The 12183-nt window shown below is 59.2% G+C and carries 10 protein-coding genes and 4 pseudogenes; 8 read left to right on the top strand and 6 right to left on the bottom strand.

What is annotated here, in order from left to right; translation table 11 throughout:
* Window positions 1-87: 87 nt before the first annotated feature.
* Complete coding sequence (locus ABIC51_RS33905; RefSeq protein WP_354006881.1) at window positions 88-1296, bottom strand: ParB/Srx family N-terminal domain-containing protein; 1209 nt, start codon at window positions 1294-1296, stop codon at window positions 88-90.
* A gap of 119 nt (window positions 1297-1415) precedes the next feature.
* Here ABIC51_RS33905 and ABIC51_RS40930 point away from each other — a divergent pair.
* Window positions 1416-1544, top strand: a pseudogene (locus ABIC51_RS40930) (IS3 family transposase); the annotation flags it as partial.
* A 645-nt stretch (window positions 1545-2189) separates the two neighbouring features.
* Here ABIC51_RS40930 and ABIC51_RS33910 read toward each other — a convergent pair.
* Entirely contained in the window at window positions 2190-2612 is a 423-nt protein-coding gene (locus tag ABIC51_RS33910) for a hypothetical protein (RefSeq protein ID WP_354006882.1), read from the bottom strand.
* 657 nt (window positions 2613-3269) lie between these two features.
* Here ABIC51_RS33910 and ABIC51_RS33915 point away from each other — a divergent pair.
* On the top strand, window positions 3270-3956 hold the full coding sequence (locus ABIC51_RS33915; RefSeq protein WP_481192969.1) for a DUF2968 domain-containing protein: 687 nt from the start codon (window positions 3270-3272) through the stop codon (window positions 3954-3956).
* A 210-nt stretch (window positions 3957-4166) separates the two neighbouring features.
* Here ABIC51_RS33915 and ABIC51_RS33920 read toward each other — a convergent pair whose 3' ends face one another.
* From ABIC51_RS33920 to ABIC51_RS33935, 4 genes and pseudogenes are all read right to left on the bottom strand, one after another.
* Window positions 4167-4385 carry a response regulator gene (locus ABIC51_RS33920; RefSeq protein WP_354006883.1) on the bottom strand — a complete coding sequence of 73 codons (219 nt, stop codon included), beginning with the start codon at window positions 4383-4385 and terminating at the stop codon, window positions 4167-4169.
* 767 nt (window positions 4386-5152) lie between these two features.
* A pseudogene (locus ABIC51_RS33925) lies at window positions 5153-5530 on the bottom strand (DDE-type integrase/transposase/recombinase); the annotation flags it as partial.
* Window positions 5531-5572: 42 nt separating this feature from the next.
* A pseudogene (locus ABIC51_RS33930) lies at window positions 5573-5743 on the bottom strand (IS256 family transposase); the annotation flags it as partial.
* A gap of 214 nt (window positions 5744-5957) precedes the next feature.
* Window positions 5958-7007 carry a TerC/Alx family metal homeostasis membrane protein gene (locus tag ABIC51_RS33935; protein WP_354006884.1) on the bottom strand — a complete coding sequence of 350 codons (1050 nt, stop codon included), beginning with the start codon at window positions 7005-7007 and terminating at the stop codon, window positions 5958-5960.
* 317 nt (window positions 7008-7324) lie between these two features.
* On the opposite strand from ABIC51_RS33935, the gene ABIC51_RS33940 reads away from it, so the two are divergent.
* From ABIC51_RS33940 to ABIC51_RS33965, 6 genes and pseudogenes are all read left to right on the top strand, one after another.
* Entirely contained in the window at window positions 7325-8608 is a 1284-nt protein-coding gene (locus tag ABIC51_RS33940) for a lactonase family protein (protein WP_354006885.1), read from the top strand.
* A 123-nt stretch (window positions 8609-8731) separates the two neighbouring features.
* Entirely contained in the window at window positions 8732-8977 is a 246-nt protein-coding gene (locus tag ABIC51_RS40935) for a hypothetical protein (RefSeq protein WP_481192970.1), read from the top strand.
* Window positions 8978-9140: 163 nt separating this feature from the next.
* Window positions 9141-9773, top strand: coding sequence for a hypothetical protein (locus ABIC51_RS33950; protein ID WP_354006886.1), 633 nt, complete (start codon window positions 9141-9143; stop codon window positions 9771-9773).
* A 374-nt stretch (window positions 9774-10147) separates the two neighbouring features.
* Window positions 10148-10216 (top strand): annotated as a pseudogene (locus tag ABIC51_RS33955) (NUDIX hydrolase); the annotation flags it as partial.
* Complete coding sequence (locus ABIC51_RS33960; RefSeq protein WP_354006913.1) at window positions 10212-10511, top strand: NUDIX domain-containing protein; 300 nt, start codon at window positions 10212-10214, stop codon at window positions 10509-10511. The pseudogene ABIC51_RS33955 and the gene ABIC51_RS33960, both read left to right, overlap by 5 nt.
* A gap of 273 nt (window positions 10512-10784) precedes the next feature.
* Window positions 10785-12173: an undecaprenyl-phosphate glucose phosphotransferase gene (locus ABIC51_RS33965; protein ID WP_354006887.1), complete on the top strand. Its 1389-nt coding sequence runs from the start codon at window positions 10785-10787 to the stop codon at window positions 12171-12173.
* Window positions 12174-12183: the final 10 nt, after the last annotated feature.

The raw sequence follows: 12183 nt of genomic DNA on the forward strand, positions 1-12183 counted from the left end.
GTGCTTTCGCCGAGTCCGGCTGGACCCGAAAGCCGTAAAATTCGCTCTAGTTCTGATCCGGAAAATCCAAGCGAATCAACGGAGCCGCTAAATCACAACTTCATACGGAACCGACGTGATCCCCAACTCTCGTGCCGCCCTGAATCTGTGATTTCCGTCAACGATTTTAAATCTGGTTTTTCCTCCCTCGGTAACAGAATTCACCTTCACCGGAGGAAGGAGTACCCCTTCTTTTATTCCTTTGGTCGCCCGCTCTGTGCGCCCTGCATCTAACGACTCACGACCCTCGTCGAACTGATCAATTGGTGCGTATTCCTGATTCTCATTCGGTGTGTATTTTCGATTCAGACTTGGAGTGCGCCACGTACTAATCGCCTCGTAATCATACATCTCCGGGCGGTACCACGTTTCATTGGAATCGATAGAGATGTAGGTTTCCTCATTCGGGTCATCCACATCTTTGATCAGATAGGTAATTTTATTGTTCTTCGAAATATGGATTCGCACATCTTGACCATCCTCGAACATGTCGTTGACTGTCTGTATCAGATCGCTGCTCAGACCGTCTTTCGGCTGGTTATCCCAGGCTTGCTGGGTTAGCGGCTCAGGCTCCCACAGGTCGGCCCTATTGGCTCCATCGCTCGATTCCGGAAGCACAACTGACTCCGGGATCGTTGCATCGGGCTCTCGGATCGGCAAACCGACATCTTCATCGGGTGTAATCTGCGGCTTGACGGGCAGCGATGGCGGTTTAACGGGAGACGGAGAGCGGGGACTGGGCGGGATCAACGGCGCACTCTCGGACGAAATCGACGATACCGACGAGCGTGGAGAAGCCGGAGCGTGCGGACGTGGTGACGGACGGGCCACAGATGGCTTGAAACCGCCCGCACCAATCCTAAATGGCGCGCCGCCGACAATACTGAGAAGCACCTCTGCTGCGATACTCCATCCGGATCTAGAAGGTGTTTCGGTTCTATCGAACGGATTATTGATGATGCCCGCCTCAGCTCGTCGTTTCTGATAGTCCTGAAAGCTTTCGTTGATATGTTGTTTGGGTTCCTGCACAGCCCGCGCCTTCCGGTTCGATCGCTCACTTTGGATTTTCATCAGTTGGTCGAGCGTTGGATCGGAATTATCTGCCCGAGATGTTGGGGCATTTATAGTTGAGTCCACATTGATCGATGCGAATTCGACGGGCTGGCGGGCTTCAGTCATGACGTAATTCTGAGATTCGAGCGAACTACGGGAGGTAATATTGTTTAATTCCATATGAATCCAGAAAGATGTTTTCACTCCATATCGAACCCAGAATGCCAGCGTGGCGATCTGGGTCGATTAATTCAAGATAAGACATTTCTCGTGCGCAGACAATCTGACTCGCGCGCACATCTAATCTGACAAGTACGAATTTGCTTGACCGAAGCAACGCTCGCTGGTGTCCGGACGGCGTCGAGTTCCGCTGTGATGATCGCGGACCGTTGCGTGTGGTGTTCGCGCCGGACTGTCGCAACCGGAAACCCATTAGTTGGGCGGTCGTAACGACGGTATCATTCGTGGCGTGATCGTGATTGCCATCGCGGCGTTGACTACGTCTGTTCGATCGCTGCGGAGCAATGAAATGACCGAGTCGTTCATGAAGGCAATACCGACTTCGCCAACCATTTACGCCTGCGCACCGGGTCGACTGAACGATCCTCGATTTCCTCTGCAAGTACGCCTGCCCGTGACTACGTGCCAGTATGGATTCCGTAGCCATTGGCAAACCGCGCCGTTGTCCGACAAGCCAAATGTGTACAGCAAAGCACAACAGCCGCGCGATCAGACGCCGTGACGGCGTCCGCGCATCCACCACTTGTATGTGGCGCGGGCCGTTCGCTGTCGTGGCACACCGCCCGTCTCAGATAGGCGCACCGGTTTCCGAGGCTCGCCCTGCCGTCTTCAGGCTTCACAGTCAGGCAAAGGGGGCGATTCACCGTCGCCCCACACTTTCATCGTACCCGTATCAATCAGATCCGAACGCGTCTGATTGGATCGATCAAAGCGGCGCGTGATAATCCGGTTACCGTGTCATGTTTTCCGACATGGTGTCCAGGAAGAGCTCCCCACTCGTCCTGGACATTCTCCCTTATCCCGCCTCACGGCGGGATTTTTTTACGCTGGCGATGTCACCATCGCGACACGCGCTTTCAAATCTGGTGGGCGGTCATCTTGCGATACAGAATTTCGAGATTCGTGTAGAGCGCATGCAGAACGAACAGCGGCGATATTGCTGCACTGACCTGTAAGCGTGCCCGAAGGTCGGCCGGCCGGATTCGGACGCGATGCTCGCGCAACGGGCTCTTTTCACCGAACACGATTCGGTTGCCGTCGATGCCACACTGTAGTGCATCCTTGTGCAGGATCCCACGCAAGTCGCCCCAGAGTCCGGGGTTGATCTTGATCCCCGATTGAAGCAGCAGCAGCCGAACGCGCCGTCTGGCAGCCCTGCGTCCGCCCGGTTGACGGCCGGGTACGGCAGGCAAATGGCGGGTTGGGCGGGAAACACAGCCGCTTGCGCGCAATCGTTTTAATGAAATGGCTTGCCATGTCGAGTGGCGTCGCGTAAGCATTGCCGACCAGCATAGCTGGCTCGCCGATGGTGCCGGTAAAGCCGAGCCCGGGGGCAATAACGGGGGCGGGACGCTGCGCTGTGATTCCCAACCGGCTGTGCGGATGGGTGCGACACCGTATGGGGCCAATTTGACAACATGCCGACCGGTTGTGACGCCCGCCGCCAGTTGCGCCACTGGCGGCTCACTGTCAGGAGGTCGCCGCACGCGCCCAAGGCTGATGCGGTAATTTGTACCTTGTCGTTCCATCCCGGAACATCGCGATCGTATGTGGCCCGTATCGTGACTCCAGCCGCAGAATCGGCACGGTTTCCGTTGAAGTCTCTGGCAAATCGTGCGCAAAATACGCGCGGTTCAGCTTGCATCGACGGCATGCGCTACCAGCGGACCTAGCACAATTTCGTATCGGTACGCCAAACAGATGGACGAATCCGATTTCCCCTTCGTGTCCAAAACGAAACAATACGAACCGCGGATGGCCCTGCTTCCCGCAGCCCTTTGGCACGCCGCAGGCGATGCACCATTCGACAACGCGTGCGGGGAGCCTCCTGTCGCCTATCGGGCAATCGGTCGCATCATGCGTGCCGATCCGCAGCCGGCACACCGCATCCCCATTTGCGGGTACTGCGTCCCGTTTTACTGAACATCGGAGAAATCGTGCGCTCTCGCATACCTTTCACGATTGGCATCCTTATCGCTTGGACTGCCACTCAATTCGTTGCCGGCTCTGCCTTCGCCGCCGATTCGGCGTCCGGCGAGGCGCCGGTCGCCGGCAGTCGACCAGCAGTCACGAGCCTGACACTCGCGCGCGACGGTGCGTCGAACAGTGCGCAAGGCGACGTCGCCCAGCTCACGCAGTTGCTGCGAGACGGTCGCCTGACCGAGATGCGCACGACATACAACGGCAGCTATGGCGCGAGCATGCTGTTCGATCCGACCGAGATGACCTACTATGTCGCGCTCTTCCAGGACAAGAATGTCTGGCGCGTTGTCAAATCGCAGGAACGCCCGCGCGCGGAAATGGTGTACGACAATTTCGTCAAGCAGACCGCGAAGTTGTCCGAGATCGAAATCCAACGCACCGAGTTGGAGGCGCAGAAGCACTTCCTCGAACGCGTCATCTCTGTGTCCGAGGACAAGGCGGGACGCCTGCGTGCCGATCTCGACGTTGCGCGGAAGCAGCAAGCCGAGGTGACGGAACGCCAGCGGACGACCCAACGGCAAGCGCGGGCGCTCGAAGTCGAAAACCAGGCCACGCGCATCCAGCTCGACCAGCTGCGAAACGAGGTCGGCAAGCTGCAACGGGAATCGGAAGCGGGCTTGCCCACGTTCAGGCCGCGCTGAGCAGTCGCCCTCGTTTGCCAAGCGTGCTGCCGCCTCGCTGCGAAGTGCGAACGACTCACGACGCCCGATGCCGAAAGTCCGGGATCGGGCAGTCGCGACCGCGCTTAGGCCGGGCCTCAGTGTCAAATCTCGCCGGAGAACGCGTATGTATGCGGCGCCCGTGTCGGCCCAGCCTTGCGGCGGCAAAACTATCACGTCGACGCGCTCGAATTACTGGAAGGCCTCGGTGATGCGTTTTCGCAGCGGTGCTACGTTCGACGGCTTGGTCAAGAGCTTTTGGATCGATCCATCGTCGACGGTATCAGTGATCGACTGCGCCTCCGCATAGCCGGACAGCAGGATGCGTACGAAGTCCGGATACAGCCTCTTGACCCGCTGCAGCAGATCGATCCCGCATAGCGATGGCGTTCGGAGGTCCGACACGATCACGCCAATTCGATGCCCGCGAGCGAGTCGAGCGCTTCGTCTGGATCGGTCGCGCCGACGATTTCGTCGCCATCACGGCTGTGCTACGCGAACGCCACGTCAACGTGACAGCACCCCAGAAACGGACAGATTCGAGCCTGGCGAATCAGACAACGGGGGGCATACTTTGCGACGCTGCCTGCGATCAAATCGGCAGCATGATTGCCTCGGACGCTCAACTGAAAAAACTCAGAAAACTGTCCGGACGAGCGAGGCCACCTCTCCCGCGCTCTCGCTCGCCTGGATATCGTCGACTGAATCTGAAGGCTTACAATCGGCAACGCCTCCATACGTCGATCGACGGCCTTGCTCCTGTCGACTACAACGCCAAGCTGAATGCTTCACGACATGCTGAACATGATACCGAGGCAGGTTCAGCATCAAACGGCTCGACTACTCCGGTCGTGCCACCATACGTTACCGCGAGCCACCTGTGCGCTCCACATCGCCCTGACGCGAAACATCGGCGCGACAATCGGACTGATCAAATTGCCAGCGCGACGCCTTTGTCGGTAGCAGTAACGAACTGCATGACCGATTCGCCAGCAGGCGAGTGGGCAAGTTTCGGTTTCGTTATAGGAGACATCACATGGTTGTACGCCACATCACGGGACAGTCTGCGCTACCGCAGAATCAGGTTGTGGAGCTAGACCAACTCGAGAACAATCTCGAGGAGTTCGAGTCGCAGGTTCCGACGCTGATGGAGCATGCCGCCACAAGAATCCGCGAGAACCTTTGCGCGACATCGAGCGAATCAGCTTGGCATCGTGCATTCGTGAGAGCCACCCGGGCCAGCGATAGTGCGCATCGCGATCGGAGTGGACCATTGGCCGGTGTTTGCTGTCGGCCACTGTCTCGATCGCTGCGTCGAGCATGGTATTCACAAGCTCGGCGTCCGGACGCGTGCCGATCGACCAACTGACAACGAGCCCATCGAAGCAGTCGATCACGGGCGATAGATACACCTTGCCGGCTGGAATCTGGAATTCCGTAATGTCGGTGAGCCACTTTTTATTCGGCGCTGCCGCCCGGAAATCACGATTGATGAGGTTATCTGGCGCGGGGCCTATTTCTCCTTGATAGGAGCCGTAGCGACGCCGGCGGGAACGAACCTGTCCGCATTTTTGTGGGCGAGGCGGTTAAACAGCGCGCTATCCGTGCGCCTGCGTGAATCGCTCACCGAACAGGATAGCAAATTGGTTCATCACTGATTTCCATTCCAAAGCGGCCCGCACGGTCTTGACCAGCGCGTTGCGCAGCGCCAGCCAGAGCAGCTTGATCGCCGCCTCGTCATTCGGGAAGTGACCACGAGTCTTGATCAAGGCCGAATCGCTCGTTTTCACCGATCATCGCCGGTTGGTCAACGAAGTCGAAAAAGAAATCCGGATACTCAGGCAACCAAAAAATACAGACACTGCGTCTGAGCCGTCCGGATTCGCGAAAACTTGGTTTTGCTCGACTTGCTCGCTGCTTGCCAATTTCAACTCGACCGACGGCTGCCGACACTGGCCCCACCTCGCCACCCGTCAAACGACCTCACGCACGGGCGCCCGGATCACCTGTTTCGGCCAGCGTCCGTTCCCCCGGGAAGATGAGGCTCGCCGCAATACCGATCGCCAGTACAGTGATCACGACGATCAGGCTCGCGCCGGGGGCAATGCCGTAGCCGTGACCGAGGATATGATCGGTCGCGTTCAGCGCCAGCTTGCCCGCCACGAAGAACAGCAGCGCCACGACTGCCTTCTCCAGATGCACCAGATAGCGCTTCAAAGCCTCCAGGACGAAATACATGGTGCGCAGGCCCAGGATCGCGAACAGCATCGCCGAATACACGATGAGAGGTTCGCGGCTCACGGCGATCACCGCCGGCACGGAATCGAACGCGAACAGGACATCGGATACTTCAGTCACGACAAGGCACAGAAACAGCGGCGTGGCGAACAGCGCACCTTTGGACGCAAGTTTCAGCGCCCCGCCTCCCGCTTCCGCTGGCTCGCGCTCGATGTCCGAACGGCGCACGAAGAAGCGACTACCCCGAAGCTTCGGCCACACCGGGAAAAGCCGATGTGTCAGGCGATACGCGATGTGCGTCGAATAGTCCTCTTCCTTGTCGTCGTCACCACCACTCCGGAGCATCATCACGGCCGTCCACGCGACGATCGCGGCAAACGCAATTTCCACCCACGGGCCGAGTGCCAGCAACCCGGTGCCGATCGCGACGAAGACAAGACGGAAAACGATCGCGCCGACGATGCCCCAGTACAGCACCCGGTGACGCATTCCGTCCGGAATCCTGAACCAGGCGAAAATCGCCATGAACACGAAGAGATTGTCGATGCTTAGGACTTTTTCGAGCGCGTAGCCGGTCACAAAGAGGCTTGCGACGTCCGAGCCATGCTCGACATACAGATAGCCAGCGAAGCCCATTGACACCGCGATCCAGACGACAGACCAGAACACGGCCTTGCCGAGTGGAACCGGCTTGTCGCCGCGATGGCACAGCATATCGACGATGAACGCGACAGAGGCCAGTGCAACAAACACCACCAACGTCGCGGGCGGAAATCCCAATGAGGCTGCAGACATGACTTGTTTCCGTAAATGTAAATGAACCGTGAAGCACAACGCCGGATCGCAATTTCCGCGATGTCGGCGAATCCATACCGGATGATCCGGGGTGCGATACCTTCCGTCTATGGAATCTGGTCGAGCTTGACTTCGTACTTGAACGAAATGGTTGACACTTGTCGACCACTCTCCGTGCCACGATGTAGAAATTCCGGCACGGCATTTTCCGAGGGGGCCAGCTCACTTCCCCCTCGCATCCCGATTGGCAAGAAATTTTGACTGGCACTGTCATATCTGCCCTGTTCATTCGTCTATTCAGTTCTATCAACAGGACGATGAAGCTCAAGACGAGCGGATTCAGCGACTCCGAATCGGTTGCGGATGCAAGCATAGTCATGCTTTCCCGAATAGCGACGTCGCCGAACATCGTTGAACCGGAGCATGTCTCGATGCTGAAACTCAGAAATTTCTATGCGGCCGCTCTCACGGCCATTGCGCTCACCGCGTGCAGCGGCGGTGATCTGCAGAGTGTTAACGCGGACAAGCTGTTCACACAGACCAACGAAACGGACAACGCGGTGTTGATGTTCACGCGTAACCGGAACGGCACACTGTCGCAGAGCGTCCGCGTACCCACGGGCGGGCACGGCACCAACGGCGTCAGCTACTTCATGGGTGGCGAAGTCGCGCCTGACTCGCTCGCGAGCAACCATAGCGTAATCGTCGCGCCGGATCGCAACCAACTGTTCGTCGTGAATTCGGGCGACGCGAGCGTGTCGGTGTTCGCGCTTGATCCAGCGACCCACGCGCCTAGGCTGCTGCGCGTGAGCCCGACCGGCGGTCAGCTTCCGACGAGCCTCGCATATCGTAGCGGTGTACTGTACGTCACGCACCAAACGGGCGAGCAACAGCTACGCGCGTATCGCGTCGAAAACGACGGCCGGTTGACCCAGATCGGCGCGTACACGCTCGTGCAAGCCAATGCGCTCCCGACATCGGTCACTGTGAGCCGAGACGGATCGAGCGTCGTCGTCAACGTACCACTCGCGGGCCCGGCCGGCGCGCAGCTCAATAGCATAGTCAGCTTCCGTGTGCTCGCGGACGGACGGCTCGGCGTTCCGTCGACGACCGCATCGCAAAGCCCGGTGCCGTTCGGCGGCGCGTTCGCCCACGGCAATCTCGGCAATGTTTACGCATCGGCCGATGCGAGCGGCGCATTCAATACCTATGCGTTGACGCAGAGCTCGCTGCAAGGCCTGGGCGGGCCAGTCGTAAGTGGCCGGGCGGCGGCATGCTGGCTGTCGATCACACCGGACAATCGGTACGTTTTTGTCGGCAACGGAGACGGCACCGTGTCGTCGTTTGCACTCGATGCGAGCGGCCGGGCCATTCTGCTGAACGCGGTAGCCGCGCAGGAACCCCCCGTCAACGGCGCTGCAACGAGCCTCGCCGGCGACTCGTGGGTCAGCCCTGACGGCAAGTTCCTGTATCAGGGCTATCTTGGCGCCGACAAGGTGGTCGTTTATTCGATTCAAGGCGACGGGTCGCTGAAGAAGGTTGATGAACAGGTTGCCGGCACCTCTAGCGGCGTCAGTTTGCAAGGGATGGCTGGCATTTGATGATTGATGCGGCGCCCGCGGCTGGGGCACCTCACGTGGCACCGTGTCGTGCCCGCTGCGCGGCGATCGCCTGAACGACGTGGAGCCTGCTGCAGCGATTCGGCGAACGATTGCAGCCCGGCCGTGAAAGCGGCCAGTCAATGTAGTCGTGGCATCAAGCATCCGCGCCAGCAAGACGGCACGGCTCATACGTTCGACGAGCACGGCCATCAACAACTCGTTTCGGGCGCCCTTGATGAGATCGCCCTCCCGGCGGCCCGGCATAAGACGATCGTCGATCCCGAGCGGGCACACGTGGATGGCGATGAATCGGTTGCTAACGAGCAAAATTATTTTGCGGGCGTCATGAACTCTCCACTTACCCCCTAGAATGACGACAGGCGTGCCAAGCTGCCGATCATATCCGCAGGCTTAATATATATTTCGACGAAGTTCATATATCTACACTTGAGCGTGACCGTGCGACCACCGACATCATTCTCGGCGACGATCTGGCGACGTGTCCCAAAATCGTATACACGGACGCATTGTATTGCTCATCACGCTTTCGGCGCCATCTACTCCGACCTTCTCCCTTGCCCGCGGTGGCGACTACTTCTACGCGGTTCAGAATACGCTACTCCTCTCCGCTGTTGCGCCGGTGGTACTTCTGTACATATCATTTGTCGATCCGTACATCGCGACCGATATCGATGGCTTGCGACGCTTCTTCCTGATCCTACTTGTCGCGATGGCACTGCCGATCCTCCTTGCACAACAGTGGCGCCGGGCACGCCCGATCACGGCCGTTAGTATCAGCACCAATTGGGGCTGGCTTGAACCGTTTGCAACAGTACCACTTACTTCTCTTGCGGCAGCAAACATTGCAAGTTCGTCGCTTGTGAGCGATCTGCTTTCCGGAAACTGGGAAATTTATGTATCGCTTCTGGCACCGCTTGCGGTGCTCGTCTTCGTGCGATTGCTTAGCGTTCTCTACATCCAAATACATAGGCGTTTTGCCACACAGTCGATACCCCTGCCCGTCGCACGCGACCTGCATTTTCTGCAGACCTCGCCAAATATCTTTCTATGGCTGAGTCTCCTGATGCCGAACGCACGCACGGAATATCCCGTGCTCGTTGCCGGTACCATACTTGGCTTCTTCGTTTTCGCATGCAAGCGTTAATTGGCATACCGCCCGAGCGATACTAATCGCGCTGCCCGGAAGTAAAGGGACAAGCCAGGATCTGGTCAACGGCATGGACAACAAGACGGTCGCAGCGAAGCTGTGAGTCACCCAGCAAAGAAATTTTCCTCTAGTGGCAAGCGCCTCAACAATCTGATCTACCCGATTTCTATTTCACAATCGTTGACAGTCGGTTCGTACCTGACTGATTCCATGCGCGATTCACGTTCGGCACAATGACTTCGCTCGATCGCTAAGACGCTGTCACCTAGCATTTCGCGCGAAATACATCTCAATTAATGTCTCCGTTTTCGCTGCCCTTTCCAAGGGGCGGCGGTTTTTTTCACGCGCCCATCAGCGTTCAAGGTCACTCCATGAAACAACGCGCCACCGTTCTCTGCCGACGCGGCGGCCGAATTCTCCTGGTCGCGCGGCCGGATGCTCGCTGGGTGTTGCCCGGCGGCGGTCCGCATCGCGGCGAATCGCCGATCGACGCCGCGCGTCGCGCGTCGCGAACTGCTCGAGGAAACCGGACTCGTTTGTCGCCATCTTCGCGGTCTGTTCAGCGCGGCCGGCCGCCACAAGTTCCATCACGTCTTCGTCTCCGATATCGACGGCGGGGCGATCGCGCATCCCGCACACGAGATTGCGCGGTGTGCGTGGATCGACCGTCACACGGTCGCATCGATCAACTGCAGCCGACTCGCACAAGCGTGCGTTTGCGATGCTCGATCGTGAACGTTACACGCCGCATCGGAATGACGCGTTTTCTTCTATATCAATTATGTAGCACACCATATCGAATACTCGCCGATCTGGTAAAGCCGGTTCCGATACAAATACACGAATCGACTTCTGCTCGTCCGATGGATTTTGGGTTTATCTGCACCTGAACTCATCGTCATGCCCGAAAACATGAGCGGTTCGCCAGTCGAACGGTGTCTTGAAACCTGACAGGTAAGGCGGCGCGCGCACCGATCGCGTTCGGCAGGATTGGAAGGGAAAGAGAACATGAAAATCAGACAGCCGACATGCGGCGAGCTCGTCGTTTGCGCAATCGAGGTCGTCACGATCGTGGCAATCGCGGTATGGGCGCATACGGGTTCGTTTCGCGATCTCGCCACGTTTCGCTTCGAATTGGTTCTGGTCTGCGTTAGCGCATTGGTCGCGGCGTTCCTGCTGCGACTCGCCGGCTCGGGCCTCGACGGCGGGCACTTGCCCGCGACGCGCACCGCGCTGCGCACGCTCGCGCTCTGGTTCGTCGCGCAGGGCTTCGTGTTCGTGAAGATGGTCGCGCTGACCACGCTCACGGTCATGCTGCTGCACTGGTTCTTCAACTGGACGATCGGCGTCGCGATCGTGCTCGTCGTGTTTCGCGTCGCACTGAGCGTCGCGCGACGCCGCAGCCTGCGCGCGACGGTCGTACCTTGCCGCGTGGCGATCGTCGGCGATGGCGAACGCATTGCGCGCCTCGCCACGGCGCTGGGCGCGAGCACGTCGCAGTCGTACCGACTCGTCGGCGCGTACCGGACCTCGGGCGACACACCGGCGCTCGACGGCGACGCACGCGTGCTCGACGATCTCGCCTCGTTTGCGGCGTGTGCACGGCGCGCGCAGGCGGAAGAAGTCTGGATCGCGCTCGCGATCGAGGACGACGCGGTCGAGCCGGTGATCGACGAATTTCGCAACGACTTCGTCGAGTTGCGTCTGATGCCCGACGTCAGCAAGCATGCGCTGTTCGGCAGCCGCGTCGACGAGATTCTCGGCGAACCCGCGATCGCGCTCGCGGCGCCGCCGCTGTCGCGCGGCGCGCAGCTGACGAAGGCGATCTTCGATCGCGCGTTCGCAGCGGCGGTATTGATCGTCCTGATGCCGCTGCTGCTCGCGATCGCGGCCGCGATCAAGCTGACGTCGCCGGGCCCCGTGCTGTTCACGCAAAAGCGGCGCGGCGGCGATGGCGGCACGTTCGACATCTACAAGTTCCGCACGATGCGCGCGCATGTCGAACAGCCCGGCACGGTCGTGCAGGCGACCCGCAACGACCCGCGCGTGACAAAGGTCGGCGCGTTCCTGCGCCGCACGAGCCTCGACGAGCTCCCGCAGTTCATCAACGTGCTGTTCGGCGACATGTCGGTGGTCGGCCCGCGCCCGCATGCGGTGGAACACGACGCACAGTACCGCACGCTCGTCGACGGCTACATCCATCGTTACCGGATCAAGCCCGGCATCACGGGCTGGGCGCAGGTCAACGGCCTGCGCGGCGCGACCGAACGGCTCGAAAGCATGCAGTCGCGCGTCGAGTACGACCTGTACTACCTGCGCAACTGGTCGTTCGCGCTCGACCTGCGGATCATCGGCGCGACCGTGCTGAAAGGGATCGTGCATCCCAACGCTTACTGAACGGCTTCGC

The organism is Burkholderia sp. 572 (genome assembly GCF_040545135.1).
Taxonomy (GTDB): Bacteria; Pseudomonadota; Gammaproteobacteria; order Burkholderiales; family Burkholderiaceae; genus Burkholderia; species Burkholderia cepacia.

Coding starts and splice junctions, on each gene's coding strand:
- ABIC51_RS33960 (WP_354006913.1), top strand. CDS start 10,212: ATGCTCGCTGGGTGTTGCCCGGCGGCGGTCCGCATCGCGGCGAATCGC.
- ABIC51_RS33935 (WP_354006884.1), bottom strand. CDS start 7,007: ATGTCTGCAGCCTCATTGGGATTTCCGCCCGCGACGTTGGTGGTGTTT.
- ABIC51_RS33940 (WP_354006885.1), top strand. CDS start 7,325: ATGAAGCTCAAGACGAGCGGATTCAGCGACTCCGAATCGGTTGCGGAT.
- ABIC51_RS33910 (WP_354006882.1), bottom strand. CDS start 2,612: ATGCTTACGCGACGCCACTCGACATGGCAAGCCATTTCATTAAAACGA.
- ABIC51_RS33965 (WP_354006887.1), top strand. CDS start 10,785: ATGAAAATCAGACAGCCGACATGCGGCGAGCTCGTCGTTTGCGCAATC.